General features: G+C 38.6%; 26 protein-coding genes. 20 read left to right on the forward strand and 6 right to left on the reverse strand.

Going from position 1 to position 26,810, the window contains the following annotated elements; genetic code table 11:
• Positions 1 to 33: 33 nt before the first annotated feature.
• Both glcD and WKH56_RS15240 read left to right on the forward strand, forming a co-directional pair.
• Entirely contained in the window at positions 34 to 1,446 is a 1,413-nt protein-coding gene (gene glcD, locus WKH56_RS15235) for a glycolate oxidase subunit GlcD (protein ID WP_063247857.1), read from the forward strand.
• Positions 1,443 to 2,762: a (Fe-S)-binding protein gene (locus tag WKH56_RS15240; RefSeq protein ID WP_033579188.1), complete on the forward strand. Its 1,320-nt coding sequence runs from the start codon at positions 1,443 to 1,445 to the stop codon at positions 2,760 to 2,762. Before glcD ends, WKH56_RS15240 begins: the two co-directional genes overlap by 4 nt.
• A gap of 27 nt (positions 2,763 to 2,789) precedes the next feature.
• Here WKH56_RS15240 and WKH56_RS15245 read toward each other — a convergent pair whose 3' ends face one another.
• On the reverse strand, positions 2,790 to 3,794 hold the full coding sequence (locus tag WKH56_RS15245; RefSeq protein ID WP_168760869.1) for an LLM class flavin-dependent oxidoreductase: 1,005 nt from the start codon (positions 3,792 to 3,794) through the stop codon (positions 2,790 to 2,792).
• A 233-nt stretch (positions 3,795 to 4,027) separates the two neighbouring features.
• Here WKH56_RS15245 and WKH56_RS15250 point away from each other — a divergent pair, with 233 nt between their 5' ends.
• From WKH56_RS15250 to WKH56_RS15265, 4 genes are all read left to right on the forward strand, one after another.
• Entirely contained in the window at positions 4,028 to 4,663 is a 636-nt protein-coding gene (locus WKH56_RS15250) for a DUF1796 family putative cysteine peptidase (RefSeq protein WP_275211061.1), read from the forward strand.
• A gap of 88 nt (positions 4,664 to 4,751) precedes the next feature.
• A complete protein-coding gene (locus tag WKH56_RS15255; RefSeq protein WP_013083437.1) occupies positions 4,752 to 5,033 on the forward strand; it encodes a hypothetical protein in 282 nt (93 codons plus the stop codon).
• Between the two features lie 99 nt (positions 5,034 to 5,132).
• Positions 5,133 to 5,537: a YkvA family protein gene (locus tag WKH56_RS15260; RefSeq protein WP_221833933.1), complete on the forward strand. Its 405-nt coding sequence runs from the start codon at positions 5,133 to 5,135 to the stop codon at positions 5,535 to 5,537.
• Between the two features lie 707 nt (positions 5,538 to 6,244).
• Positions 6,245 to 7,201 carry an AEC family transporter gene (locus WKH56_RS15265; protein WP_028408284.1) on the forward strand — a complete coding sequence of 319 codons (957 nt, stop codon included), beginning with the start codon at positions 6,245 to 6,247 and terminating at the stop codon, positions 7,199 to 7,201.
• 68 nt (positions 7,202 to 7,269) lie between these two features.
• On the opposite strand, the gene WKH56_RS15270 is transcribed toward WKH56_RS15265, so the two are convergent.
• Positions 7,270 to 8,139: a LysR family transcriptional regulator gene (locus WKH56_RS15270; RefSeq protein WP_342836131.1), complete on the reverse strand. Its 870-nt coding sequence runs from the start codon at positions 8,137 to 8,139 to the stop codon at positions 7,270 to 7,272.
• Positions 8,140 to 8,252: 113 nt separating this feature from the next.
• On the opposite strand from WKH56_RS15270, the gene WKH56_RS15275 reads away from it, so the two are divergent.
• Genes WKH56_RS15275 through WKH56_RS15290 form a run of 4 tightly spaced genes read left to right on the forward strand, consistent with a single transcriptional unit; the run spans position 8,253 to position 10,991 of the window.
• Entirely contained in the window at positions 8,253 to 8,834 is a 582-nt protein-coding gene (locus WKH56_RS15275; protein ID WP_028413102.1) for a non-oxidative hydroxyarylic acid decarboxylases subunit B, read from the forward strand.
• Between the two features lie 2 nt (positions 8,835 to 8,836).
• Complete coding sequence (locus WKH56_RS15280) at positions 8,837 to 10,258, forward strand: non-oxidative hydroxyarylic acid decarboxylases subunit C (protein WP_275211063.1); 1,422 nt, start codon at positions 8,837 to 8,839, stop codon at positions 10,256 to 10,258.
• A 16-nt stretch (positions 10,259 to 10,274) separates the two neighbouring features.
• On the forward strand, positions 10,275 to 10,499 hold the full coding sequence (locus tag WKH56_RS15285; RefSeq protein WP_028413104.1) for a non-oxidative hydroxyarylic acid decarboxylases subunit D: 225 nt from the start codon (positions 10,275 to 10,277) through the stop codon (positions 10,497 to 10,499).
• Positions 10,500 to 10,520: 21 nt separating this feature from the next.
• Positions 10,521 to 10,991, forward strand: a complete 471-nt coding sequence (locus WKH56_RS15290) for a pyridoxamine 5'-phosphate oxidase family protein (RefSeq protein WP_028413105.1) — start codon at positions 10,521 to 10,523, stop codon at positions 10,989 to 10,991.
• Between the two features lie 17 nt (positions 10,992 to 11,008).
• Here the strand turns inward: WKH56_RS15290 and WKH56_RS15295 are convergent, their stop codons facing one another.
• Positions 11,009 to 13,087, reverse strand: a complete 2,079-nt coding sequence (locus WKH56_RS15295; protein WP_063247859.1) for a helix-turn-helix domain-containing protein — start codon at positions 13,085 to 13,087, stop codon at positions 11,009 to 11,011.
• 169 nt (positions 13,088 to 13,256) lie between these two features.
• Between WKH56_RS15295 and WKH56_RS15300 the strand changes: the two genes are divergently transcribed.
• The 4 genes from WKH56_RS15300 to WKH56_RS15315 all read left to right on the forward strand — a co-directional run bounded on the left by WKH56_RS15300 (position 13,257) and on the right by WKH56_RS15315 (position 18,852).
• The gene (locus tag WKH56_RS15300) at positions 13,257 to 14,480 is read left to right on the forward strand and encodes an MFS transporter (protein WP_310883872.1); all 1,224 of its coding nucleotides are present in this window, start codon (positions 13,257 to 13,259) and stop codon (positions 14,478 to 14,480) included.
• Between the two features lie 23 nt (positions 14,481 to 14,503).
• On the forward strand, positions 14,504 to 15,955 hold the full coding sequence (locus WKH56_RS15305) for a M20 family metallopeptidase (protein ID WP_063247860.1): 1,452 nt from the start codon (positions 14,504 to 14,506) through the stop codon (positions 15,953 to 15,955).
• Positions 15,956 to 16,179: 224 nt separating this feature from the next.
• Positions 16,180 to 17,883, forward strand: a complete 1,704-nt coding sequence (locus WKH56_RS15310; protein ID WP_063247861.1) for an NAD-dependent malic enzyme — start codon at positions 16,180 to 16,182, stop codon at positions 17,881 to 17,883.
• A gap of 12 nt (positions 17,884 to 17,895) precedes the next feature.
• Entirely contained in the window at positions 17,896 to 18,852 is a 957-nt protein-coding gene (locus tag WKH56_RS15315) for an AEC family transporter (RefSeq protein WP_063247862.1), read from the forward strand.
• A 45-nt stretch (positions 18,853 to 18,897) separates the two neighbouring features.
• Here WKH56_RS15315 and WKH56_RS15320 read toward each other — a convergent pair whose 3' ends face one another.
• The gene (locus WKH56_RS15320) at positions 18,898 to 20,076 is read right to left on the reverse strand and encodes an NAD(P)/FAD-dependent oxidoreductase (RefSeq protein WP_013057328.1); all 1,179 of its coding nucleotides are present in this window, start codon (positions 20,074 to 20,076) and stop codon (positions 18,898 to 18,900) included.
• Between the two features lie 33 nt (positions 20,077 to 20,109).
• On the reverse strand, positions 20,110 to 20,562 hold the full coding sequence (locus WKH56_RS15325; RefSeq protein ID WP_013057327.1) for a DUF1641 domain-containing protein: 453 nt from the start codon (positions 20,560 to 20,562) through the stop codon (positions 20,110 to 20,112).
• A gap of 429 nt (positions 20,563 to 20,991) precedes the next feature.
• Here WKH56_RS15325 and WKH56_RS15330 point away from each other — a divergent pair, with 429 nt between their 5' ends.
• The 5 genes from WKH56_RS15330 to WKH56_RS15350 all read left to right on the forward strand — a co-directional run bounded on the left by WKH56_RS15330 (position 20,992) and on the right by WKH56_RS15350 (position 23,695).
• Complete coding sequence (locus WKH56_RS15330; protein ID WP_028413111.1) at positions 20,992 to 21,408, forward strand: hypothetical protein; 417 nt, start codon at positions 20,992 to 20,994, stop codon at positions 21,406 to 21,408.
• Positions 21,405 to 22,688: an ammonium transporter gene (locus WKH56_RS15335; protein ID WP_048019192.1), complete on the forward strand. Its 1,284-nt coding sequence runs from the start codon at positions 21,405 to 21,407 to the stop codon at positions 22,686 to 22,688. The genes WKH56_RS15330 and WKH56_RS15335 overlap by 4 nt, the downstream gene beginning before the upstream one ends.
• A 135-nt stretch (positions 22,689 to 22,823) precedes the next feature.
• Positions 22,824 to 23,021: an IDEAL domain-containing protein gene (locus WKH56_RS15340; protein WP_013057324.1), complete on the forward strand. Its 198-nt coding sequence runs from the start codon at positions 22,824 to 22,826 to the stop codon at positions 23,019 to 23,021.
• A gap of 70 nt (positions 23,022 to 23,091) precedes the next feature.
• Entirely contained in the window at positions 23,092 to 23,304 is a 213-nt protein-coding gene (locus WKH56_RS15345; RefSeq protein ID WP_047750840.1) for a hypothetical protein, read from the forward strand.
• Between the two features lie 13 nt (positions 23,305 to 23,317).
• Positions 23,318 to 23,695, forward strand: a complete 378-nt coding sequence (locus tag WKH56_RS15350; RefSeq protein ID WP_063247863.1) for a hypothetical protein — start codon at positions 23,318 to 23,320, stop codon at positions 23,693 to 23,695.
• Between the two features lie 39 nt (positions 23,696 to 23,734).
• Here WKH56_RS15350 and brnQ read toward each other — a convergent pair whose 3' ends face one another.
• Positions 23,735 to 25,090: a branched-chain amino acid transport system II carrier protein gene (gene brnQ / locus WKH56_RS15355; RefSeq protein WP_063247864.1), complete on the reverse strand. Its 1,356-nt coding sequence runs from the start codon at positions 25,088 to 25,090 to the stop codon at positions 23,735 to 23,737.
• A gap of 387 nt (positions 25,091 to 25,477) precedes the next feature.
• Between brnQ and WKH56_RS15360 the strand changes: the two genes are divergently transcribed.
• Positions 25,478 to 26,749, forward strand: coding sequence for a cation:dicarboxylate symporter family transporter (locus WKH56_RS15360; RefSeq protein ID WP_048019195.1), 1,272 nt, complete (start codon positions 25,478 to 25,480; stop codon positions 26,747 to 26,749).
• Positions 26,750 to 26,810 lie beyond the last annotated feature (61 nt).

A 26,810-nucleotide genomic window follows, 5' to 3' on the forward strand; every position in this document is an offset into this window, starting at 1 on the left:
TAAGAGTAAGAGATACATACAAGGAGGAACGTTATGCTTAATGAACGAACAAAAGCAAAGCTCGTTGAAGTTGTAGGGTCGGCCAACTTTCAAGATAGCAGTGAAGCAAGACTCGTATATTCTTATGACGCAACCCCTAACTTTCAGTCGCTTCCTGATGCAGTTATTATGCCTGAAAACAAAGATCAAGTGAAAAGAATTTTAACGATATGCAACGAAGATCACGTTCCTATTGTGCCAAGAGGCTCAGGCACAAATCTAAGCGCAGGAACGTGTCCAACGCAAGGCGGAATTGTTCTTACCTTTAACCGAATGAATAAAATTTTGGAAATTGATGAAGAAAATTTAACCGCTACCGTGCAGCCGGGTGTTATTACGTTAGACTTAATTAATGCCGTAGAGGCAAAAGGTTTATTTTATCCTCCTGATCCAAGTTCTATGAAAATATCAACCATTGGAGGAAACATCAATGAATGCTCAGGAGGATTACGAGGCTTAAAATACGGAGTAACAAAAGATTACGTTCTTGGTCTTGAAGTAATTCTTGCAAACGGCGATTGTATTAAGACAGGAGGCAAGCTGGCTAAAGATGTAGCTGGCTACGATTTAACGAACTTGTTTGTTGGTTCTGAAGGAACGCTGGGCGTCGTGACAGAAGCGATTTTAAAGCTCATTCCAATACCTGAAACAAAACAAACTCTGCTTGCGCTGTTTGAAGACATGGACGCAGCTGCTAAGACGGTTTCAGCAATTATCGCCAATAAGATTATTCCGGCTACGCTTGAATTTTTAGATCAGCCGACGTGTGAAGTAGTAGAAGATTTTGCCCAAGTTGGGCTTCCAACTGATGTAAACGCTGTCTTATTGATTGAACAAGATGGCCCGCCAGAAGTGGTGAAGCGCGATATTGAAATGATTTCACGCATCTGCAGCGAAGGAAAGGCTGTATCGGTGAAAGTAGCGGCTTCGCAAGCAGAAGCAGAAGCGTTAAGTACAGCAAGAAGATCAGCTCTTTCTGCTTTAGCACGAATGAAGCCAACGACGATTTTAGAAGACGCAACCGTTCCGCGGTCCAAAATTAGTGAAATGGTCAAAGCGATTAATGAAATTGCTGTAAAATACAACGTTAAAATCTGTACGTTTGGTCATGCGGGAGACGGAAATCTGCATCCGACTTGCTTAACAGATGCGCGTGACAAAGAGGAGATTCACCGAGTCGAACAAGCTTTTGAAGCAATTTTTCATAAAGCCATTGAGCTTGGAGGAACGATTACAGGTGAACATGGAGTCGGAGAAATGAAAGCACCGTATTTAGCATTGAAGATGGGCGGAGAAGGAGTAGCTGCGATGAAAGCAATTAAGTATGCTTTGGACCCGCAAGGAATTATGAATCCAGGAAAAATTTTTGCTAAAGACACGAGAAAAAGAGTGGTGGTTCGTTCATGACGGCAACAAAAGACATTCAGCAAGCGTTTAAAGAACGGTTAGATTATGACGAGTTAATGAATTGTATGAGATGCGGTTTTTGTTTGCCAAGCTGTCCGACGTATGGCCAAACCAATCAATATGAAGCAGCGTCACCGCGCGGAAGAATTGCTTTGATGAAAGGAGTTGTAGATGGGCTTATTGAACCGGATGAATCCGTTGAAAAACAATTGAACCTTTGCCTTGGCTGCCGAGCGTGTGAGCCTGTTTGTCCTTCGGGTGTGAAGTACGGACACTTATTAGAAGAAGCGCGTGATATTATTCAGCAGAAAAAACGACATAAATGGCCGGTAAAAGCGCTCAGGCATATGGTGTTTGAACAGCTTTTTCCGCATAAAGAACGATTAAAAAATGTACATTCTCTGCTTGCTTTCTATCAAAGAAGCGGCTTGCAAAAAGCTGTTCAAAAAACAAATATATTAAACGTCCTGCCCGGTAATTTAGCACAAATGGAAAAAACGCTTCCGCCTGTGCCAACAAAAAAAGAAATGAAGAAACGCCCTTTTTTATTTGAAGCAGAAGGAACAAGAGAGCGTACGGTTGCTTTTTTTACAGGGTGTTTAATGGACACGATGTTTATGGAAACAAACAACGCGACGATTGCACTTTTACAAAAAGCGGGGTGTAAGGTCGTTATACCAGAAGTGCAGACGTGCTGTGGCGCCCTGCATGCGCACGGCGGAGAAAAAGATCAGGCAAAAAAGTTAGCAAAACAAAATATTATGGCGTTTGAATCCATTCAAGCGGATGATATTGTTCTTAATGCAGGCGGCTGCGGTGCGCTGTTAGTGGAATACGATCATCTATTAAAAGATGAGCCGGAATGGAAAGAAAGAGCAGCGGTCTTTTCTGCAAAAGTCAAAGATTTCTCAGAGATTTTATTGCAGCAGCAGTTTGTAGAAAGACAAAAGTTATCGCTCCCAAGTCAAATTATTACGTATCAAGATTCGTGTCATTTAAGAAACGTGATGAAAACGTCCAGCGCACCGAGAAAACTGATCCAAGCGATTAACGGAACGGTGTTTAATGAAATGGAAAATGCGGCTCATTGCTGCGGATCAGCTGGTATTTATAACTTAACGGAACAAGAGATGTCTATGCAAATTTTAGATTATAAAATGGAAAAAGTGAAAGAAGCCCATGCCCATACAATTGTAACAGCAAACCCGGGCTGTCTCATTCAAATGAAGCTAGGCGTAGTCAGAGAAGGAGTAGAAGAAAGTGTAAGGGCCGTTCATCTTGCAGATTTACTTCTTGAAGCAGTAGAAAGCAAATAAAAAGGCCGGACGTGTCCGGCCTTTTTATTATTTGAACAGCTGAGAAACAATTTCGTACGAACGAAGGCGAGCTTTGTGATCGTAAATTTGAGCGTTAACCATCAGTTCATCTGCTTCTGTTTCTTCAATAAACTGTTCAAGCTTGACTTTAATCGTCTCAGGACTTCCGACAATAGAAGAGCCCAGCTGCTGTTGAAGAGAAGCTTTTTCAAAGTCAGTCCATAGTTCATCCATATTATCCACAGGAGCTTTTAGTTTACCCGGTGTGTTTCGAATTAAATTTAGAAACTGCTGTTGCATAGAAGTAGCCAAGCGTTCAGCTTCTCTATCTGTATCAGCAGCGATTACGTTTACACCTAACATTGCATATGGTTTCTCTAACACGTCGGACGGCTTAAAATAACGACGGTACATGTTAAGAGCTGTCATTGTATTATTAGGCGAAAAGTGACTTGCAAATGAAAATGGCAGGCCTAGCTGTGCAGAAAGCTGTGCGCTAAAACCGCTTGAGCCAAGGAGCCAAATCGGAATATTTAAACCTTGACCGGGAACAGCTTTAACACGCATCTGACTTTCTGAAGCAGGTTTAAAGTATTCTTGCAGTTCGGCCAGCTGTTCTGGGAAGTCACTGCCGTCGCTTCTGCGGTCGCGTCGCAGCGCCTGCGCTGTCAGCTGATCTGTCCCTGGCGCTCTTCCTAAGCCTAAATCAATACGTCCTGGAAATAGTGATTCAAGCGTACCAAAATGCTCAGCAATAACAAGCGGAGAATGGTTAGGAAGCATAATGCCGCCAGAGCCTACGCGAATGCGTGACGTGCCTCCAGCGACATGACCAATTACAACAGATGTAGCGGAGCTTGCGATACCTGTCATATTATGATGTTCAGCTAGCCAATAGCGGTTATACCCCCATTTTTCAGCGTGCTGAGCTAAATCTAATGTATTTCTAAGTGAGTCAGATACAGTTCCTCCTTCAACTACAGGAGAAAGATCTAACACGGAAATCGGAATATCTTTTAATGCTTTACTCATCAATTTCATCTTCTTTCTTTAAAGACTTCATAGGCCTTGTTATTTCAATGGAATACAAGTATTTTAACAAGAATCTTTCGAGTTCCAAAATATTTTGCTTCGGTTGTTTTTTTTAATTCCTTACTCTTTTATTACACAAGCTCCTAAAACGCAAAAAGCTTGTACGGTATAAGGCAGAAGCCGCCTCTTTCTATAAAAGACTGTCATATTTTATAGAAGAAGGGAGGATGAATATGGTTACTTTAAATGAACTAAAAAGCAAGCAGTACGATATGATATACAGTTTAGGCTATAACTGTTTTCCAGGGATATATATGAAAAAATATTCTTTGCGAAAACAAGCCGGGGTGATTGATTGGTGTATTAGCATTTCTCTTTCTCATGTCAATCAGCTGTTGAAAAATCACTGTAAAGACTTATTTGTATATGAACACTTAACCTATATCAGTTCTTTCGGAGATGGTTCCACGCTTAGACTGCGTGATAAGGTGTATCAAATTGATTCTGCTCATGATTTTCCGTCGTCTATTAATACGGAGACTAACTGGCTTTCATATAATGAAGTCAAAGAAAAATATGAACGGAGAACGGAGCGATTTTTAACGTCAATGGAGACCAGTTCTTGTATATTGTTTATTCGTATGGGCGGAACGTATGAAGAAGCGAAAGAATTAGAGCATGTTTTAAAGGGAATGGTCAAAAACGATTTCTATATACTGCTGCTGACAAACAGTGAAAAAGAACTTTTGTCCGAAGCTAACTGGGACTTGCCTTATACATGTGTTTTACATGCACCTATTTTTTCAATGGACGTGCTGCGCGATGATAAAGTATGGGAAGAGCTCTTAAGCGGGCTTGTTATAAAATAAAAGAAACTCTTTTTGTGTAATACGGGAATGAAAAAGCTCGTTTTTTTCATAGACTTTGTTATATCTGTGTATCAAAGGAGATGAAAAGATGGAGTCCAATGTGCGGAAGGCGATAAAAGAAATTGTATGGCTGCTGCTAGAACAAGACCAGCGCTGGAATGAGTATCTAGTACAGCTGGAGGATTTGAAAATACAAGTGGATTTGAATAGTTCCGCATATGAAGTCCTGAGAAAGATGACGGGTAATTACGAAGTGCTGCTTGAACATATGGATCTCATTCAGCAGTTTGAAAATCATTCTAAAAGCGAAACGGCGCTGAATGACTTAGTTACTATCGTTATGAAGCATTACTCATTAAAAAATTCATAAGCCTGCTTTGTGCAGGTTTATGGAGTTTAAGCTCTCAATGGAATTCGGTAGAGATAATCGTTTATAATAAGTACATATGGTGATGAAAGGGTGATCGATATGGAAGAGAAACAAGAAATTGTACCCGTTCGTACAGAGGAAACAGCCAAATATTATTCGGAAGAAAAATTTTGGGACAAGCTTAAAAAGTTTGGTAAAAAAGCGGGAGCAAACGTTGTTTATGCCGTACTGCTTTTATACTACACGCTGCAAAAGCCTGATATTCCTCCAAAAGCAAAAGCAGTGATTATAGGAGCGTTAGGTTATTTTATTCTTCCTTTAGATTTAATTCCGGACTTTGCAGCAGGAGTTGGATTTACAGATGATATAGGAGCTCTGGGGCTTGCATTGATTCAAGTTGCCATGTACATTGATGAAGATGTTAAACTGAAAGCAAAAGAAAAAATCAAAACGTGGTTTTCAGAAGAACACAATTTTTCCATTATTGATGCTAAAATAAAGTAACGTTATGATCAAAATGTCATTATTAAATAAAGTGAGCAAAAGAAGGTGATAGATGAATCATCTTCTTTTTAACCGATAATATATAGGTCTTTATGACTATTTTAATCCGTTTTATGTAAAAAAAACAGGATTAAAATATTTTTTTCATTAAAATTTTAAGCAATGTAATTGAATAATTCCCCTACAAATGTTAAGTTAAAACATGTTCATAAATTCGTCACAGAAAGCAATATACAAATAAGTAAGATAGTTTGTAAAAACTTTGTGAAATTATGGAACTTTTTAACTGAGAGTTTCAAACTCTTAGAGATTCTTCCTCATCAATCAGAAGTCGCTTTCTTTCGTCACAAGATTAAGCATCTTTCATTTGAAGGTGTTTTTTTTCAGCTTAAGTAAGCCAACAACATGATTGTATGACAAGTTTTTACTAAGGTTGTAGAGTTACTGTATTGTATGACAAGTTTTATGTGATTTGATATTGATTAAATGAACAGTTTCGAAGTAAATAAATGATTGTAGAAAAACAAAGTCCATGCGTTTTCATGAACCATTATACGTTACTTCATATTTGTAGAGATGTTTAGCAAAAAGGGAGATGAATGGCCTGACGTAAACAATATCCATAGACAAGCCTTAGAAGATAATTATCTTTCTAAGAAAGCAAATTTATATGATTGATTCTAATCTAAACAATGGAGTGTTCAAAAATGGAAATTAGTCAAATCTTTATTATTTTAACCCCAATCTTTTTTGTTATTTTGCTAGGTTATTTAGCAGGATATTTTAAAAAGTTTGATGCAACAACATCTAAAGGGTTAAATACGCTTGTAACAAAATTTGCGTTACCTGCACATCTATTCGTTGGTATTACAACAACATCAAAACAAACGCTTATTGAAAAATGGCCGTTTTTACTAGCATTAGTTCTTGGTATTATTGGATTTTATGTTCTTTTCTTACTTGTTGCAAAATATGTATTCAAATACTCACTAACAGGCGCGTCTATGTTCTCTTTAAACTCTACGCAGCCAACGTTTGCGTTTATGGGTATTCCCGTATTAGGTAGCTTGTTTGGCGCGGATGTAGTAGCAATTCCAATCGCTATTACGGGTATCGTAGTAAATGCGATGCTTGATCCTTTAGCAACTATTATTGGTACGGTTGGACAGCGCGAAAGAAGTGAAGGGGATTCTGAAGAAAGCTTATTTAAAGTAACGATTAAATCAATCTTACACGGTCTTTCTGAACCGTTAGCTTGTGTTCCGTTAATCGCAGTAGTATTAGTGCTATGTGGATTCCAATCTCCAGATTTACTATCAAGCAGTTTAGATCAAATTGGTTCAATTACATCTGGTGCGGCACTATTCGCAGTTGGGGTAACAATTGGTATCCGTAAAATTCAATTTAGCCCAGCGGCATTTGGTATTGCGATTTTAAAAGTGGCTATTCAGCCGCTTGTAATGTTAGGAATTGCAACAGCAATGGGTCTATCATCAGCTGACATCGTAAAATTAGTGTTATTAGTAGCGTTCCCAGGTTCAGCTGTAGCAGCGATGATTTCAGTGCGCTTTGATAGCCTAGCTGGTGAAACAGCTTCAGCATTCGTACTTAGTGCCATTATGTCACTTGTTACATTACCGCTATTAATTTCTTGGTTAATGTAGTCACATATATCAATATAAAATAAAAAAGGCTTTGCTATTTTAGCAAAGCCTTTTTTGTGCATCTATACTTAAAAAAGCTTTAAAAATTCTTGAGCGATTTTGGGGAGATAACTATCGGTACGCCACGTAACTAAAGGCTCAATTACAAATGGATTATCTTCTATGCTTAAAATTTTAATATGTTCTAGTGAAAAAGAAGATAGCATCGAATAAGGAACAATAGCAGCACCAAGGCCACGACATACTAAATTAAGAAGCATCGCTGAGTCATGGCATTCGCATAAAATGTTAGGTGTTATATCCATCTTTTTAAATTCCTTTATAATGCGGTTGTATATGCTTATTTCCCGATTTGAACGAAGAAGAATAAGAGGGAGAGAAGCGATTTCAGCGACTGAAATCTTTTCTGTTGCATAACTACTTTCTTTGGGAACTGCTACAACAAAGACATCTGGTGCAAGTGTTTTTGTTTTTACCTGTTGACAAGGTAAGTCTGTAGTGGTGACTGTTACATCAATCTTTCCATCCTTCAACAACTCGTTTAAATGAGCTGGTTCGTTTTCATAGATATTAAAAGTACTGTTTGGATACTGTTTTTGAATAAGAGCTAGCTTATCGAGAACCGTTGATGCACAGTAGATTGTACATCCGACTTCAAGCTTTTCATTTGTTACGTTTTTACATTCCTGTACTTCCAATACTGATTTTTCGACCCTTTGCACAATTTCTTTCGCTCGTTTTAAAAAAAGCTCTCCTTCTGCCGTTAACAATAAGCGCTTGTTATTGTTTCGTTCAAAAAGCAAAAGGCCCAGCTCATTTTCGAGCTGCTTTAGCTGTCTGCTTAAAGGAGGCTGAGCCATGTGCAGACGCTTGGCTGCTTTAGTTACATTTAATTCTTCAGCTATGACAATAAAATAATGCAGCTGTCTTAATTCCACTATATTCAACTCCATACTTTAAAGGTATTATTATATACTTTATCAATATTTTAATTGTATGGAAAATAAGTGTAAAGTTAAATGTGTAACCAAAGCAGAGAGGAGGAAAAGAAATGAAAATAGCTGTAGGAATAACAGGAGCCACAGGAGCTATTCTAGGTATTCGAATTTTAGAGCTTTTGAAGAAGGCTTCTGTTGAAACGCATTTAGTCATGTCGTCTTGGGCTCATGCCACAATTAAGCTGGAAACACCGTATAGCGTTAGGCAAGTAGAAGCGCTAGCAGATTATTGTTATTCATATCAAGACCAAGCAGCAAAAATTTCGAGCGGTTCATTTCGTATAGACGGAATGATTGTAAGTCCTTGCAGCATGAAAACATTAGCATCTATTCGAATGGGACTAGCAGATAACTTAATAGCAAGAACGGCAGATGTGATGTTAAAAGAAAGAAAGCCACTGGTGCTACTTCCTCGCGAAACGCCTTTGAATACGATTCATTTAGAAAACATGCTGGATCTCTCAAAAATGGGAGCTATCCTCGTGCCTCCTATGCCAGCTTTTTATAACAAACCTGAGACAATTGATGATATTGTCACGCATATTGCTGTTCGAACGTTAGATCAATTAGGAATTGAGCTTCCTGAGGCAAAAAGATGGAATGGAATTAAACATTTATCACAAGGAGGAAAATAAACATGGCTTATAAAGACTTTAGAGATTTCCTTGATACGCTACATAAAGAAGGGCAGCTGCTGACGATTACAGATGAAGTGCAGCCAGATCCGGATTTAGGTTCAGCAGGTCAAGCCATCAGTAATTTAGGAGATCAAACGCCGGGATTATTATTTACAAATATTTATGGATATAACAACGCAAAGGTAGCTCTAAACGTAATGGGTTCCTGGTCAAATCACGCGTTAATGATGGGACTGCCTAAATCAACTCCTGTAAAAGAACAGTTCTTTGAGTTTGCTCGGAGATATGAAAAATTTCCTGTTAAAGTGAAAAGAGAAGAAACAGCGCCATTTCATGAGTGTGAAATTAAAGATGATATTAACTTATTCGACCTTTTGCCATTGTTCCGCTTGAATCAAGGAGACGGAGGCTATTATCTAGATAAAGCGTGCGTTATTTCTCGTGATCAGCATGATAAGGCGCATTTCGGCAAACAAAACGTAGGTATATATCGTATGCAGGTCAAAGGGAAAGACCGTCTAGGCATTCAGCCCGTGCCACAGCATGATATTGCCATTCACTTGAAACAAGCCGAAGAAAAAGGTGAAAACCTCCCTGTATCAATTGCTTTAGGATGTGAACCCGCGATTGTCACAGCAGCTGCTACGCCGCTTCATTACGATCAATCAGAGTATGAAATGGCAGGAGCTATTCAAGGTGAGCCGTACAGAATTGTGAAGTCTCAGCTTTCTGATTTAGATGTACCTTGGGGAGCAGAAGTGATTTTAGAGGGAGAAATCTTAGCTGGTGAACGTGAGTATGAGGGTCCTTTTGGTGAATTTACAGGTCATTACTCCGGTGGCAGAAGCATGCCTGTTATCAAAATCAATCGCGTATACCATCGCAAAGATCCTATTTTTGAAAGTCTATATATCGGTATGCCTTGGACAGAAACAGATTATTTAATTGGAATCAATACAAGCGTTCCTTTATATCAGCAGCTAAAAGAAGCATATCCTGAAGAGATTGAAGCGGTGAACGCGATGTATACTCATGGTCTTGTTGCTATCATTTCAACGAAAAGCCGATACGGAGGATTTGCTAAGGCGGTTGGTATGAGGGCATTGACTACGCCGCATGGATTAGGATATTGCAAGCTAGTTATTTTAGTAGACGAAGATGTGGATCCGTTTAATTTACCGCAAGTCATGTGGGCGCTATCGACAAAATTGCACCCAAAACATGATGTTATAACAGTGCCTAATCTCTCAGTTCTGCCACTTGATCCAGGATCTGATCCGGCTGGTATTACAGATAAAATGATTTTGGATGCTACAACACCGGTTGCACCAGAAACAAGAGGCCACTACTCGCAGCCTTTAGATACACCACTTGAAACTGAAAAATGGGAAAAAATCTTAACGAATATGATGCAAAAATAAACAAGGAGGAATCGACATGCATACTTGTCCAAGATGTGAAGCCAAACAAGCGAACTTAGTATCTAAATCACCAGTTGAAGGAGCCTGGGAGATTTACTTATGCAACGTGTGTTTGTTTACCTGGCGTTCTTCTGAACCCGAGACGATCACCAATCCTGAAAAATACCCTCGACCATTTAAAATCAATCCAAAAGACGTACCGCTGGCAACGCACGTGCCTCCTGTGCCACCCCGGTCTTAATCAGCAAAGGTGGCAAGTAAAATGAATAAAGCAGAGCTGCCAAAAGCCGTGCGCGTATTTTTAAATGGAAAAGACTTAGAAAGAAAACAGCGTGATGCGATGTTGCTATCTACAGTGACATCCGAGGGTTTTCCTCATGTAGCAATGATTAGCGCAGGAGAGCTGGTAGCTATTAGCTCTTCACGCGTCAAGCTGTTAGTATGGAAGGGTACAACTTCTGCAAAAAACATGATACAGAATCATAAGGCAACCGTTACATTAGTTGTTGAAGGGAAAGCTTATTACATTAAATTTTGGCTGAAAAAAGAAGCTCCTGTGTTGTCAGGCTATGAGTTATTTACAGGAGAAGTAGCCGCTGTTAAAGAAGATTACGCAAAATATGCCGTTCTAACATCAGGAATTCAATTTCAGCTTCATGATTCCAAACAGGTACTAAGCCGCTGGAAGCAATCAATTGCAGCTGTTCTTTCTACTGAAAAAACCGATTCTTAAAAATAAGAATCGGTTTTTTAGCTGTAGTGAAATTTTTTCAAATAGCACGCTAGCTGCACTTTTAATAGATGTTCACTATTTGTAAATGATATGTTCATTTTATCTTCGATTTTCTTCAACCGCTGATAGAGTGTATTAACGTGAATATGAAGCTGCTTAGCTGTAAGTGAAGCCGAGCGGTTGTTATCAAAATACGCTTCTAGCGTTTGTTCTAAAGGTTCATCGTTCAAATGATTGTTTTTAAGAGGGACAAATACTTCATCAATAAAGGTTTTGACTTCTTCTTTCGATTGATTAATAAATAACCGGTTAATTCCTATTTCCTCATACAACATGCATCCATCTTGCTGCTGAGACAGAAGGTAAGAGACAGCTTTTTCAGCTTCACTATAACTTTTTTCTATTTGGGTAAAGTGAGAATAACGACTTCCAATCCCTATTTTTACATGACATTCATTGTAGTAACGCCATTTTGAGAGTGAATCTTCTAATTGTTTGATAATAGCATGATGGTCTTCATAAGAATCAAGCGTGAATACAATGGTTACTTTCGTGTCGAATCCGTATACGACCGGCGCTTTTAAGCTGAAAACCGATTTGATGTCAGATACAAGGCGATGAAGATGTAAGTTTAAGAGCTGGAGGTCCGCCTGTGAACGAATGGTAATAAGAGCGACTAGAATATGCTTTTTTGTATCAATGTTTAGCTCATTTGCTTTTTGATACAGTAAAGTGGTGTCATAACATGATAAGTATTCACTAAATAGTTCATGCGTTCGCTTGTAAAATAAATCGACTAACGTTTGTTTTTTCAGCATTTCTAGTGCAATAACAGAGCTGCTTTGTTCGAGTGCCACTTGATCTAGAGAGGAAAGATCTTCTTGATTTGTCTGCAGAATAACTAACCCTAAGAGCGTATCAATGCCGTGTATCGGTTGAATGTAGACGCTGTGCTTCTGGTTGTGTGACTCAATAGTATAAAAGCAAGCTTTTGTATGTAAAAGAAAATGCGTGTGAAATTCAGCTGTTTTTGTGTCTACATCAAGAAATTTTAAAAAGCCATAGGTCTTATTATCAACAAAATCTACAATGGTGACGGGAGATGTAACCATTCGGCGTAATTCGGTAAGTATCGGTTCAATTCCTTTACTTTGAAGTGAAACGTTCATGAATGTGCGATGAATTTGATCGCGGCGTATTAAAAGTTCATTTTGTTTTTTTACATCTTCAAAAAGCGCTGAGTTTAAGAGAGCAATCGAAACTTGATCGGAAAAGCTTTCTAACAATTCTTTATCCTCTTCATTTAAAAGAGGAGTTGTACCGTTTTGATAAATAATGAGTACGCATACCGTTTGTTCTTCCATGCAAATTGGGACAGAAATAATAGATTGAATGTTTGTAAATGTATAGGACTGATTAAGATAGTGAATATTATCGTCAGTCATAGTAGAAGAATCGCGTACTATATCCTCTAAGTTCGTATACATATAGCTTTTATTATGCTGAAATGTCTTTCCGATAATTCCTTCGCCAACTTTCATTTTCATGTTTTGAATTTCATTGTTTGGCCCCCCGGACCAGGCGCGAGGCAAAAGAAATTCAGTGGAAGAATCAAACATCCACAGCACGCCCATATCCGCAACAGAAATAACTGAAAGAGCATTTTCTAGAATTCTTGTTAATAGATAATCAGAGTCTTGTAAAAGTGAAATTTCCTTAATACTTTTCATAAGTACGTTCAAAATGTGCTCATGCCGCTCTAGCTTTTTTTGCAGCACATAAGGAGAAAAGTTAGCGGATAGCTTCTTTATTTGTTGTGGTGTCCAGTCATGCTTAGCAAATATGCGAACAACAAACGCATACCGGTTTGGAAAGGATAAGTAAATTTCTTCGAACTCTTCATATGCGATATGCTTTTGAAAGGAATCACTGCCGTTATGTAGGCTAGTGGGAGGAGTGTAAGTCAGGGATGAGCATAAAGAACTGGAAAAAAACATGTTAAAATTTGCAGAATCAATACTTGTCCAAATTTGATAAGAACTGTTTTTAATAATAGATGTAAGATAACCTTTCATATTAGCTAATAAATCACTCATATTAACAACCCCTTATAGACTACTTAATGTAAAAAAATACATAGTTATAGTTCTTATTATATAGAAATACACATTGAAAAAATAGTCAGAATTTTTTAATATTTATGTAACGAATCGATTTGTTACAAAACATTACATTAAATGGAATAAAAAGGAGATGAGCGAGTTTATGCTAGCAAGGTCGAACTGGAAATACATCATTTTATTTTTATTATTTTTAGGCTGGTCGCTTGGAAACTTAGATCGTTTTATTATTAATTACGCTATTTTAGATATCTCGAAAGATCTACACCTTAATGCTTCTTCTACAGGCATCATCTTAAGCAGTTTTTTTGCAGGATACGCACTGATGCAAATACCTGGTGGGTGGCTAGCAGACCGCTTTGGGTTTAAAAAAGTCATTACAATCGCCGTGCTTTTATGGTCTTTGTTTACGGTTTTTACCGGAATGGCCTGGTCTTTTGCTTCTATTATTATCATTCGTTTTTTATTTGGATTAGGGGAAGGGAGCTATTTTCCATCTGCGTCAAAAGGAATCGCAGGGTGGTTTCCTCAGCAAGAACGCAGTAGAGCCATGTCTTTTTTGTTATCGTCAGGTACGATTATGGGCGTGGTGACACCGATTCTGGCGACGCAGCTGATGCAAACAATAAGCTGGAGAAGTATCTTTTATATCATAGGAGCCATCGGGCTTGTTATTACAGTTCTGTTTGTTTTTTTACTAAAAGAAAAGCAGCAGGGGGAAAAAAGAGAGGCTTCTGCTATTCCTGCTAAGCAGATGACATTAAAAGAAATTATCAAAACCCCGATGATTTGGAATTTATTTATTGCCTATTTCAGTATTTACGCTATTAACTGGGGGCTCATGTCGTGGATGCCTACATATTTAGCCGAAGTAAGACATTTGAATTTAACGGACATCGGTTTTCTTTCCGCTATCCCAGCATTTGTAGGCATTATAGGAATGTTTGTTAGCGGCTTTATTTTAGACAAGCTTCCAGAAGGAAAAGACAAGACGATAGCAGCGGTTTTTGGTTTACTTATGGGCGTTTTTCTTTGCTTAATGGCTATTTCACCTAGCGTAGGCATGTTTATCGTTTTTCAAAGCGCAGTAACTTTACTGTTTTCATTTAATGTGATTTTAATCGCTTCAGCTCCTTTAAAAATGCTGCCTGAATCAGTGGTCGGTTCAGCAAATGGTTTTATTAATACAGGGGCTCAAGCAGCCGGCGTATTAACACCAATGCTTATTGGTTTTTTAGTACAATCGTTTTGCGGGTCGTATAATGCAGCGTTTGCTTTATTAATTATCTGCGCTCTTGTCTGTGCTATTTCGTTGTTTTCGATTCGACCTGCAAAAGTGGTAGTGAACGCACAAAATGCTGTTAAATAATGAGGGAAAAAGGAGAGTGTCTTATGGATATTGTCAAAAAAGTCGAACAACTTATTGAACAAAAGCGACACGAGCTAACTCAAATCAGTGATCAAATATGGGAATATGCAGAAACGAGGTTTGAAGAGCATAAGTCGGCACAGCTAATTTGCGACATGTTAGAAAAAGAAGAGTTTACGCTTCGTACACATATTGCTAGCCTTGAAACAGGTTTTATTGGAAGTTACGGGCACGGTTATCCGATCATCGCTATTCTTGGTGAATATGATGCGCTTACCGGGCTGAGTCAAAAAGATAAGTGTGCAGTAGCAGATCCAGTCAAAAAAAATGGAAATGGCCATGGGTGTGGACATAACCTACTTGGCGTAGGCTCACTAGCAGCTGCGCTTGCAGTCAAAGAATACTTAAAAGAAAAAAATGTTCCGGGAACCGTTCGATACTATGGATGTCCAGCTGAGGAAAGTGGCTACGGAAAGACGTATATGGTACGAGAAGGATTTTTCCAAGATGTAGACATCGCGTTTTCGTGGCATCCGGCTACCGTTAATGGTGTCATGCATACGTCATCGAATGCGGTTATGCAAGCAACTTTTAAATTTAAAGGAAGAAGCAGTCATGCAGCTGCTAGTCCTCACCTTGGCAGAAGCGCTTTAGACGCTGTAGAGTTGATGAATATTGGTGTGAATTATATGCGTGAACATATGATAGATGAAGCGCGCGTACACTATGCCATTACAAACAGCGGAGGCATTTCTCCTAATGTTGTTCAAGCAGAAGCGGAAGTCATGTACTTAATTCGTGCTCCGAAGCCATCTCAAGTAAAAGAACTTTATGAACGGGTTGTGAAAATTGCAAAGGGAGCGGCTTTAATGACTGAAACACAAATGGAACAGGAAATTCAAGGAGCCTGCGCTAATCTAATTCCAAATCAAACAATGGAGCAGCTGATGCATAAGCAAATGATGCAGATAAATTTGGCTGAGGTGAAACATGAAGAAATAGTCTTTGCCAAAGCTATTTACGAGTCTACATCCGCTGAAGACAAAGAAGCAGCAAAAAAACAAGTCGGTTCACTGCTAGACAGAGCTTTAGCAAATCATCCAGTCTTCAACCAAATTGCTCCTATGTCTAAAAATGTTTCCTTCATGACGGGATCAACCGATGTTGCAGACGTTAGCTGGAATGTTCCAACTGCACAGTGCGTGACTGCAACGTGGGCTTATGCTACGCCGTTTCATACATGGCAAGCTGTTGCTCAAGGGAAAACAGAGTATGCTCACGATGCGATGTTGTTAGCTGGAAAAGCCATTGCGGCTACGGCGATTGAAATGATAGAAAATCAAGAGCTGATTAGTCAAGCGAAACAAGAGCTAGAGGATAGGCTAGAAGGGGAAAGCTATGAATGTCTTGTGCCTTCACATATACAGCCACCTAATTACTCAGAAAGTGAGCACGAAGACTATAGCATGGTGTAAAAAACGTATTTTCGTGTAAGGAAGATCCGAACGATGAATCGTTCGGATCTTTTTATTGTTAGGTTGAACACAGGGTTCATTTATCCCGTTTTTTCGTCTTTAGATTGTATTGATGTAGTTATGCTTCAATCTCTTTTTTTGTTTTCATTAAAAATAAATGGTTAAAAATATATCTCTTTGCTGAACCTAACCCTATCTAATTGTTCACGAAAAGAGGTAAAAACATGAGAGCATATAAAATAGAAAAAGATGGTTCAATTTCAACTTCACTAAAAGGAAAATCAGTTTTATCCACTTCTTATTTAAACAAAGGTTCTGCTTTTACTGAAGAAGAAAGACAAGACCTTCATCTGCAGGGGCTTCTTCCTCCGACGGTCTTAACGTTAGAAGAACAGGCAAAGAGAGCATATGAGCAGTTCAAAAAAGCACCGAATGATCTTCAAAAAAATAATTCGTTGAATGATCTACATAATCGGAACGTCGTGTTGTTTTATCGTTTATTAACCGATCATTTAAGTGAAATGCTTCCCATTATTTACACGCCTACTGTAGGTCAATCCATTCAAGAATACAGCCATGAATACCACCGTCCTGACGGCTTATATTTATCCGTAAATGAAGCGGATCGATTAAGTGAGGCGATTGAAAATTTAGGGCTCGACAGCGAAGATATTGATTTGCTTGTAGTCACGGATTCAGAAAGTATTCTAGGCATTGGGGACTGGGGTGTAGGAGGGATAAATATTGCAGTGGGAAAGTTAGCGGTCTACACAGCTGCAGCAGGAATTGACCCAAGCCGCGTACTGCCTGTTGTTCTTGACATGGGGACCAATAACAAAAAGCTTCTTGAAGATCCTTTGTATTTAGGAAATCGTCATGAACGAGTAAAAGGAGAAGACTATAATCGTTTTATCGCTCAATTTGTAAAAGAAATAACGGCCAAGTTTCCTAAAGCGCTTCTTCATTGGGAGGATCTTGGTAATATTAACGCGCGTCACATTATGAAAGAATATGGCGATAAAATTTTAACATTTAATGATGATATTCAAGGAACGGGAGTAATTACTCTTGCAGCCGTTTTAACAGCGGTTCGTATTACAGGAACGCCTTTAAAAGATCAGCGAGTTGTTGTATTTGGACCAGGATCCGCTGGAATTGGGAATGCCGATCGTATTCATAGTGCGATGATGCTTGAAGGGTTATCTGAAGAAGAAGCATATGATCGTTTTTGGGCATATGATTACAGAGGTCTGTTAACGGAAGATATGGAAGATTTAGCTCCTTTTCAACAGCCATATGTTCGCCAAAATGAAGAGATTAAAGAATGGGAAAAAGACGATGAAAATAAAATTTCACTGTTGGAGCTTGTCAAGCAAGTGAAGCCAACGATTTTAATTGGAACATCAGGCGTCACGGATGCTTTTACCGAAGAAATTATTAAAGAAATGGCAAAGCATGTAGAGCGCCCGGTGATTATGCCGCTTTCAAACCCAACTAAACTTGCTGAAGCTGTTCCGGAAAATATTATAAAATGGACGGAAGGAAAAGCCCTTATTGCAACGGGAAGTCCATTTGAACCCGTTGAATATAACGGGCACACTTACGAAATCGGACAGGCTAATAATGCATTTGTGTTTCCAGGTCTTGGTTTAGGTGCAATTGTGGTTCGCGCTCAAAAGTTTACTGAATCTATGTTTGCAGAAGCAGCCAATGCAGTAGCGCGTATAGCAGAAACAGATACAAAAGGAGATACGCTTCTTCCAAATATTAAAGATCTTCAAAAAGCATCAAAGGCGGTTGCTGTAGCAGTTGCCGATGCTGCTGTAAAAGATAACGTAGCAACTGTTACCGAAAAAAATGTAGCTGAACTTGTAGAAGAAGCGGTATGGCAGCCTGTTTATAAACCTGTTAAGGCAAGAAATGAATGAGGTGAATGATAAATGAGCATAGGTCAAATTTTCCTCATTCTCGCGCCTATCTTTTTTGTCATTTTGCTTGGTTATTTAGCAGGGCACTTTAAAAAATTTGATAAGCAAACGTCTAAGGGGCTCAACACATTAGTAACGAAGTTTGCGCTTCCTGCACACTTATTTGTAGGTGTAACGACAACGCCAAGAAAAACACTCATAGACGAATGGCCGTTTTTAGTAGCGCTGATTTTAGGAATCGTCGGGTTTTACCTCATTATCTTGCTTGTCGTGAAGTATGCAGGGAAGCATACGCTAACTTCTTCTTCTATGTTTGCTCTAAACTCAGCTCAGCCAACGTTTGCTTTTATGGGCATTCCAGTACTCGGAGGATTGTTCGGTGCAGGTGCAGTAGCGATTCCAATTGCCATCACAGGAATCGTAGTAAACGCGATTTTAGATCCGCTGGCAACGATTTTGGGAACCGTTGGACAACGGGGGCGAAAAGAAGGGGAAGAGAAAACAAGTTTATTCAAAGTAACGGTTCATTCTATTTTGCATGGTTTATCTGAGCCTTTGGCATGTGTACCGTTAATTGGAGTGATTTTAACGCTTTGCGGCTTTCAGTCACCTAAACTGTTACAGGATATGCTTGATCAAATCGGAAGTATTACATCGGGAGCAGCTTTGTTTGCGGTAGGAGTAACGATTGGAATTGGAAAAATTAACTTTAGTAAAGGGGCGCTTGGGATAGCCGTCTTAAAAGTAGCGGTTCAACCCATCGTTATGCTCGGAATTGCAGTATGGATAGGGTTGTCTTCAGATGAAGTGACAAAAGCTATTTTACTGGTAGCTTTTCCTGGGTCTGCTGTAGCAGCGATGATTGCTTTGCGGTTTGAAAGCTTAGAAAACGAAACGGCATCTGCTTTTGTTATTAGTGCTATTTTATCGTTGATTACGCTGCCGCTTCTTATTTCTTGGCTTATGTAAATAAAAAAACGAAAGAGGAGAATTCCTCTTTCGTTTTAAGACGGATTAATAAGCTAATGCAAATAATCCTTTGATATGAGATAAGTAACGAACGTTACTTGCTTCTTTCATAAGTGATGCTGGTAAACCTTTTAATTGCGTTTTGTTTCCGCCGATTGTACCAATTGCATCTTTGCGTCCAAGACTTCCTAGTGTACCAGAGAAGACAGGAACGAATGATTCCATTGCTCCGCCGCGAATAGCTACTGCTAAGTTCACGCCTACAACTTCACCCATTTGCCAAGCTAATTGAGCAGTAGGTGGGTAAGGGCGACCTTCTGGACCCATTACAACCGCTGAGTCACCAGCAAGGAATACATCTTTATGAGATGTAGATTGTAAGAATTCATTTACAAGTGCACGACCGCGATTTACTTCGATACCTGAGTTAGCAACTACAGAGTTACCTTGAACTCCGCCAGTCCATACCATTGTTTTTGTTTCAATTTTGCTGCCGTCTTTAAGTTCAACAGTTGTAGCATCCATTTTTGTTACAGGTGTACCAGTAACAAATGTAACGCCACGTTTTGTTAAGCTTGATTGAGCGCGCTCTACTAATTCAGCAGGGAAGCCTGGAAGAACTGTAGGAGCTGCTTCTACACAGTATAGAGAAATTTCTTTCGGATCAACACCGTGTTTTAGACATAGGCTTGGCATTAAGTCAGCGTATTCACCAACAAGTTCGATACCTGTTAATCCGCCACCGCCAACTACGATTGTACCGTCAGCTTTATTTTTTGTTTTGCTGTATTCAGCGATACAAGCTTCTACGTGTGCACGTAAACGGTTTGCATCATTTACTGATTTAAGAACGAAGCTGTGCTCTTCTAAACCAGGGATACCGAAGTAAGCAGTTTCACTACCTAAAGCTGTAACAAGGTAGTCGTAGCTTAATTTTGTACCATCTTCAAGAGATACTTCACGTTGATCTGGTGAGATTTCTTTTACCGTTGCAATTTTTAAATCAACGTTGTAGTTTTTAAGTAATTTATCAAGTGGTAAAGCTACCGCTTGTTCAGAAACGCCGCCTACAGCTAGACGGTGTAATTCTGTAATGATTTGGTGAGTAGCAAAACGGTTCACTACTGTAATTTTTGCTTCATCCGCACTTAGGTGTTGGCGAGCTGTCATTGCAGTTAATAAACCACCGTAACCGCCGCCTAAAATTAAAATATGTTTTGACATAGTCGATCCTCCGTCCACACTTTTTAATGAAAATTATTTTTGTTTTTCGTTTGTAATGTCTAAATACGCTTGTGCAAAGCGGAATAGTTTTTGAGCTTGTGGATCTTTAAGCATGCGTAATAAACCGAATAAACCGATTGAATTAGAAGCATTTGCTTCTGCACGATCGTTTGCTTCGATTGCAGTAGCTGCAAGACCTTTTACTGTTCCTTCTACCGGCTCGATAAATTCTTTTACTCCACCAAGTAGATCTTCTTTTAATACGTCGTCAGTTAATAATGATTGCGCAACGTCGTAAGTTTTTGTAAGCACCGTTACCATTTCAGATAATTTTGGTAAATTATCTACAAGAACAGTAAGAGCTTCTTGTACTTCAGGCTTTAACAATTGATCTAACACATCCGCTTGACCTTTGTTAACTGCCGCTTCTGTTTGTACAGCAGCATTTTCCTCTGCAGCTGATTTTTGAATAGTTGATTGAGACATGAAAAGTCCTCCTTTGCTGGATACTGTTGCATATGTAGTTCCTAGTTATCTGCTAGACTTTCAAACTACATTGTGAAGTTGTGAAATCTTGCACATAATTCTATTTTAATTTTAATACGAGATAAAATCAACTCATTTCGTTGAAAAAATAAGTGAAGAACCTCGTAACCCTTTGTTTAATAAAAGTTTATAAAAAATAAAGCGAATAATTGCCTAGGTAAATAAAATTAAAATAGGGAACTAACATAATTCCTCTTCCTACGATAAAACAAATAACGTCATATTTCAACACATACGAACTTAATATTCTATAAGTAGTAAAAAGATAGGGCGCATTTACTATTTAAAGAGTTTTCAAAAAATTACATTGACTTACTATAGTGTTCTACATATAATCTAAATATAACATCTTATGTAAGGAGATATAACATGGTTATAGTGGATGAACTTTATCATAATGTGGTCATTACATTGCCTCAATTAAAATTAATTGAATTTATAATGAAGTTAAAAGAAGCTAAAGCACAAGAAATAGAGGATATAAAAGCGAAAATTAGTAAATACGAAGAGAAGAAACGTGCTGAAGAAGCTTGGTACCAATCACTATCACCGTTTCGTAAATTTTTTACCGGGCGTCCTTTAAGTCAGCATCAAGCGGTCGAGTATATGGTATACGTAAAGGAACGCTTTAAAAAAATTGATCACCTTAAAGCACAAATGCGAGAACTTCATGAAGTTCTTGAATTAATAAAAGCGGAAAATGAAGAAACAAGTGAAATTACGCTTTCGCCTGCTATTGTACAAGAAATAAAACGATTAAAAAGCAGTGGAGGCGTTGGGATATGAGTGTTAATGAACTAAGTTTAGGTATAAATACGACGTGGGTTGTGTTAACAGCGGCGATGATTTTGCTAATGGAAGGCGGCTTTGCCTTGCTAGAGGCAGGTTTTGTCCGCTATAAAAATAGCGTCAATATTATTATGAAAGTATTCGCTGATATTACAATAGGAACGCTTTGTTTCTATTTAATTGGGTTTGGATTAATGTACGGAGATGATTTAGGCGGAATCTTCGGTAAAAGCGGTTTTGCGCTCTCAGGTAATTTATCGCACCTTGACATTCCAATTGGGCTTGAAACATTTTGGCTGTTTCAATGTGCGTTTGTTATTGCGGTCATTTCTATCGTTTCTGGAGCGGTGGCAGAACGAATTAATTTCCGCGCATATCTTTTATATGCGATTTTAATGACTACATTTATTTATCCTATAGCCGGCCACTGGATTTGGGGAGGCGGATGGATTAGTAAGTTAGGGATGCTTGATTTTGCCGGTTCGGCAGTTATTCATGCTCTTGGCGGTTTTTCAGCTTTAGCAGCTGCAATAATGATTGGACCGAGAAAAGGGAAGTTCACGAAAAATGGAATTAGTTCTGTTTCTCTTCCAAGCAATTTGCCGCTTGCATCAGTGGGTGCTTTTTTATTATGGTTTGGATGGTTCGGGTTTAATGCAGGAAGTACGCTAAGTGCCACTGACGTTAGAATTGGTCACATTGCTATTGTCACAATGTTATCAGCAGCAGCAGGCGGAGCAGCTACTTTATTTTATACTTTATTTCGCTACAACCGTTCAGATGCACCTTCTGTAATAAATGGATCGCTTGCCGGACTTGTCGGCATCACGGCCGGGTGCGCTTTTGTAAATACGCCATCTGCTATTTTTATTGGAGCTGTATCCGGCTTATTAATGATGGCAGCTACAAACTGGCTCGAAGCACGTCAAATCGACGATCCTGTAGGAGCTTTTCCTGTACACGCTGCTTCGGGAATATGGGGCACGTTGGCTGTGGGTTTATTTTCTACAGACGGCGGTGTGTTTACAGGAGGGAGCTGGACGTTACTTGGCGTTCAACTTCTTGGATTAATTGCTCTATGCGCTTGGGGGTTTGTTACGACGTGGATAGGGTTAAAGGTTATTTCCTTGGTGGTTCCGCTTCGATCTACGGAAGAAGAAGAAGAAGTGGGCTTAGACATCAGTTACCACGGTATCATGGCAGCTCATCAAGCTCCTGAATTTATTGAATATGAAAACTACTATGCGGAAGTAAAAGAAAAAGCCGCAGATTCATAATAAAAGGCCGCGCCTTATAACAAAAAGGGCGGCCTTTTTATGTGGAAAAAAATAGATGTAAAATACTTGGTTTAAATGATTGAAAAGTCAGAATATTTGTGTTATATTATAAAAAAGCCAAGGAGTTGATTTCTTATGAAAAAGAATTTACTTAATTCACCGCAAAAATCCAACGGAAAGGTGCTTGATGCATTATTCGCTGAGATGATTTTAGACAAGGCGATTGCAGAATTTCGTAAAGCACAGCTAAAAGAAGAAATCGACCGCACGCTATTGATGAAAAATAAAGAAGAGTTTTTAAAACTCTCATCAGAACTTAAACAAATTTCTTAATTACTTACTATACTTCACACACCATCTATTTTAGATGGTGTGTTTTATTTTTGAGACCTACTAAAAGGGATTGATTGGTAATAATTATGGACCTCCATGTACGCTTAATGGGTTTACAGGATCTCGAAACGGAGAAACCGTTCCAGAGTTCAAATTTGATAACTATTATCCACCAGCAAACGGAGCGGAACTATATCAAGTGGTAAATGGGGAAGAAGTACTTTTAGCTACCTACGTGGCAGAAGAAAAACGATTTGTGCCAGCGGTTGCTAAACCAATGTAAAGGAATGTTTTTTATGATTCGAAAAGGTTTGTATGCAGCATATAATGAACGAGACTACGAATGTTATGAAACGGAAAATGGGTGTGTAAAGCTGATTAGCTATGATAAAGGCGATGTAGCAAATGGATTCATTCCATACAATGACACGACTTTTACAAAAGAAGTTCCTCGTGATGCTGTTGAAGAAGTGTTTTTTGTAGCTCCGTATGCTACTTATCGAAATGAAACGTTTGGTGTGTCAGCTGCTTCTGATGGTCAAGTGCTTTTGACCACATCTGAAAAAGAAAAAGCTGATAAATATCATTTTCAACAAACGGATAAATATCTATATGAAAAACGTGTGTTAAAGGAAGAAGTGAAGTTAACGGAGAAAAAAACTCCTTATTCATAAAACGCCACAATAAAAAGAGGATGCAAATGCATCCTCTTTTTATTTAATTAATTTTCTTGAAGTGTTTCTGTTCGTATTATCATTTGTACGAAGGAAGGTAATGCCAAGACCGATTAATCCTCCTACAATAGCAGGAACTACCCAGCCGAGACCCACTCCATACATAGGTAGAATCGATGTAAACAGATCGTTTACTGCGGCAATTTTGAATCCAGCAGCATTTAAGCCATCAAATAAACTAACGATAAACGTGAACAGAAGGCTTACTTGGTAAACTTCAGAACGTCCTTTAAATAAAGGATGTAAGAATGTTAAAGCAATTAACACAATAGCTAACGGATAAATAGCTGTTAAGACTGGAACCGAAATAGCGATTAATTCCGTTAAGCCAAAGTTTGCTACAACGGCGCTGAATGCTGATAAAATGACAGCAATCAACTTATAAGAAACCCTTGGAAACAACTTATGGAAGAAAGATGAACAAGATGTTACAAGGCCTACACTTGTTGTTAAACAAGCAACGGTAATCATCAGACCTAAAAGAATTCCTCCGTAAGAGCCAAAGTAGTAATTTGATACTTCAGCCAAAACCGTACCTCCGTTATCAAGACGTCCAAGCTCTGATACGCTTGAAGCACCCATATAAGACAATGCACTATAAATAAGAGCCAAAATAACGGCAGCGATAGCCGTAGCTTTTGCACAAATTGTGATGATTTGTCGGTTGGTTTTTGCTCCTTTTTCTTTAATTGCATTAATAATAATAATTCCAAAAACAAATGATGCTAATGTATCCATTGTTAAGTAGCCTTCTTGGAAGCCTTTGAAAAATGAGTGTGTTGTATAAGCTTCGCTTGGTGCTTCGAACTTTCCAATTGGGTTCACAACGGCTACAACTACCAATATTCCAATAAACGTTAATTTAATAGGTGTTAAAACTTTTCCTACTAAATCGACAATTTTCGCAGGATTTAGCGAAAAAAAGCACGTAATCGTAAAGAAAATTACCGTGAAAATGATAAGGGGAAGGTGACCTGAATTTTCTGATAAAAAAGGCTTAACGCCAATTTCAAACGAAACACTTCCCGTTCTTGGCATTGCAAAAAGCGGTCCGATTGCCAAGTATAAAATCGTAGTAAAGATAATACCGAAAGCTGGGTGTACGCGACTAGCTAAAGACTGCAGATCCTCTTTTCCGGAAAAACCAAATGCGAGAACGCCTAGCAGAGGCAGACCTACACCCGTTACTAAAAATCCAGCATTTGCTGACCAAATATTGCTTCCAGCAGACTGACCTAACATTGCAGGGAAAATTAAATTACCTGCGCCGAAGAATAGGGCAAAAAGCATAAAGCCAATAACCACTATAAATGAAAAAGGAACTTTGTTTGACACATTAAAACCTCCAAAATTATAAATGCTTTTTATTATCGTGTTGAATAATTAAAATTTTCAGAATTTTATATTCGAATAATAAAAATAAACATGTATCGTATTATACTAACCTAAAATGCATATTTCAATATAAAATTTTATTTTTTTTATTTATTCGCTGAAATAGCAAAAATAGAAAAATACTTAGCAAAAAAATCTCAGTGTACAACAATTATTTGATATGATAAAACAGAACCGTGGCTTTTAAAAATTTGCATGTGCGGCCTTACATCCTTATTAGTAAAGAACTGTTTACATAAGGTGCTGTAAGGATGTATATTTATACACGGTTCGTTGAACCGCATATGCTCGATGGGTGAAAGTCAACTGTGCGAAAGGAGCAAGAAAGTGAAAAGGTTAGGTCTAGCAACTCAGATTCTAATTGGACTGATCTTAGGCGTAGCTGTAGGTGCTATCTTTTACGGAAGCGATACGGCCATTTCTATTTTACAGCCAATTGGAGACATATTTATTCATTTAATTAAGATGATTGTCGTACCGATCGTGATTTCAGCATTAATCGTAGCGGTCGCAGGAGTAGGCGATATCAAAAAATTAGGTAAGCTTGGCGGAAAAACAATTCTTTATTTTGAAATTGTTACAACCATTGCGATTGTAGTGGGGATTATTGCCGCTAACTTATTCCACCCTGGTGCAGGGGTTGATATGGGACATATTGCAAAAAGCGATATTTCTCAATATGAGGCAACGGCAAAAACGTCTGAAAGTACAGGGATTGCTCAGGAGCTTCTTCATATTGTTCCGACAAACGTCTTTCAGTCGGTAGCAGAAGGCGATCTTTTACCAATCATTTTATTTTCCGTACTGTTTGGTGTAGGCGTAGCTTCGATTGGACAGAGAGGAAAACCTGTTTTAGCCTTTTTTGAAGGCGTCTTGGATGCAATGTTTTGGGTAACTAATTTGGTGATGAAATTTGCTCCAGTAGGTGTATTTGCACTTATTGGTGTTAATATTATAAAGTTTGGTGTCGGATCACTTATTCCATTAGGGAAATTAGTGTTCGCCGTTTACTTCACCATGATTTTCTTTGTGCTTGTGGTTCTTGGAATTATTGCTAAAATGGCTGGAACAAGCATGTTTACGCTCATAAAAGTGTTAAAAGACGAGCTGCTTCTTGCTTTTACAACAGCAAGTTCAGAAGCCGTTTTACCATCTCTTATCAAAAAGATGGAAGACTTCGGTTGTTCTAAATCGGTTACATCGTTTGTTATTCCAACAGGCTACACGTTTAATTTAGATGGTTCAACCATTTATCAGGCGCTGGCATCGCTGTTTATTGCTCAAATGTACGGCATTGACCTTTCCATTATGGATCAAATTCAGCTCCTTCTTGTGCTAATGTTAACCTCAAAAGGGATGGCTGGTGTACCAGGGGCATCGTTTGTAGTTGTACTTGCTACGCTTGAATCTATGGGCTTCCCTCTTGAAGGCATGGCATTTATTGCAGGAATTGACCGCATTCTTGATATGATGCGTACCACAGTTAACGTAGTAGGAAATGCTTTAGCTGCAATTGTAATGTCCAAGTCAGAAGGCGAGTTTGATAAGCAAAAATCATTAAATTACACAAATGAATTAAAGAAATCAAACATAGCTTAAAATAAAAAAGCCGGGCAGCTGCCTGGCTTTTTTGTTTGGAGCTGCCTGTTATCTTTTTTGA

It is taken from the genome of Priestia sp. SB1 (genome assembly GCF_038898415.1).

Coding starts and splice junctions, on each gene's coding strand:
- WKH56_RS15330 (WP_028413111.1), top strand. CDS start 20,992: ATGGTTATAGTGGATGAACTTTATCATAATGTGGTCATTACATTGCCT.
- WKH56_RS15305 (WP_063247860.1), top strand. CDS start 14,504: ATGGATATTGTCAAAAAAGTCGAACAACTTATTGAACAAAAGCGACAC.
- WKH56_RS15245 (WP_168760869.1), bottom strand. CDS start 3,794: ATGAGTAAAGCATTAAAAGATATTCCGATTTCCGTGTTAGATCTTTCT.
- WKH56_RS15280 (WP_275211063.1), top strand. CDS start 8,837: ATGGCTTATAAAGACTTTAGAGATTTCCTTGATACGCTACATAAAGAA.
- WKH56_RS15295 (WP_063247859.1), bottom strand. CDS start 13,087: ATGAGTGATTTATTAGCTAATATGAAAGGTTATCTTACATCTATTATT.
- WKH56_RS15250 (WP_275211061.1), top strand. CDS start 4,028: ATGGTTACTTTAAATGAACTAAAAAGCAAGCAGTACGATATGATATAC.
- WKH56_RS15285 (WP_028413104.1), top strand. CDS start 10,275: ATGCATACTTGTCCAAGATGTGAAGCCAAACAAGCGAACTTAGTATCT.
- WKH56_RS15350 (WP_063247863.1), top strand. CDS start 23,318: ATGATTCGAAAAGGTTTGTATGCAGCATATAATGAACGAGACTACGAA.
- WKH56_RS15310 (WP_063247861.1), top strand. CDS start 16,180: ATGAGAGCATATAAAATAGAAAAAGATGGTTCAATTTCAACTTCACTA.
- WKH56_RS15315 (WP_063247862.1), top strand. CDS start 17,896: ATGAGCATAGGTCAAATTTTCCTCATTCTCGCGCCTATCTTTTTTGTC.
- WKH56_RS15300 (WP_310883872.1), top strand. CDS start 13,257: ATGCTAGCAAGGTCGAACTGGAAATACATCATTTTATTTTTATTATTT.
- WKH56_RS15340 (WP_013057324.1), top strand. CDS start 22,824: ATGAAAAAGAATTTACTTAATTCACCGCAAAAATCCAACGGAAAGGTG.
- glcD (WP_063247857.1), top strand. CDS start 34: ATGCTTAATGAACGAACAAAAGCAAAGCTCGTTGAAGTTGTAGGGTCG.
- WKH56_RS15265 (WP_028408284.1), top strand. CDS start 6,245: ATGGAAATTAGTCAAATCTTTATTATTTTAACCCCAATCTTTTTTGTT.
- WKH56_RS15320 (WP_013057328.1), bottom strand. CDS start 20,076: ATGTCAAAACATATTTTAATTTTAGGCGGCGGTTACGGTGGTTTATTA.
- WKH56_RS15255 (WP_013083437.1), top strand. CDS start 4,752: ATGGAGTCCAATGTGCGGAAGGCGATAAAAGAAATTGTATGGCTGCTG.
- WKH56_RS15335 (WP_048019192.1), top strand. CDS start 21,405: ATGAGTGTTAATGAACTAAGTTTAGGTATAAATACGACGTGGGTTGTG.
- WKH56_RS15325 (WP_013057327.1), bottom strand. CDS start 20,562: ATGTCTCAATCAACTATTCAAAAATCAGCTGCAGAGGAAAATGCTGCT.
- WKH56_RS15260 (WP_221833933.1), top strand. CDS start 5,133: ATGGAAGAGAAACAAGAAATTGTACCCGTTCGTACAGAGGAAACAGCC.
- WKH56_RS15240 (WP_033579188.1), top strand. CDS start 1,443: ATGACGGCAACAAAAGACATTCAGCAAGCGTTTAAAGAACGGTTAGAT.
- WKH56_RS15290 (WP_028413105.1), top strand. CDS start 10,521: ATGAATAAAGCAGAGCTGCCAAAAGCCGTGCGCGTATTTTTAAATGGA.
- WKH56_RS15275 (WP_028413102.1), top strand. CDS start 8,253: ATGAAAATAGCTGTAGGAATAACAGGAGCCACAGGAGCTATTCTAGGT.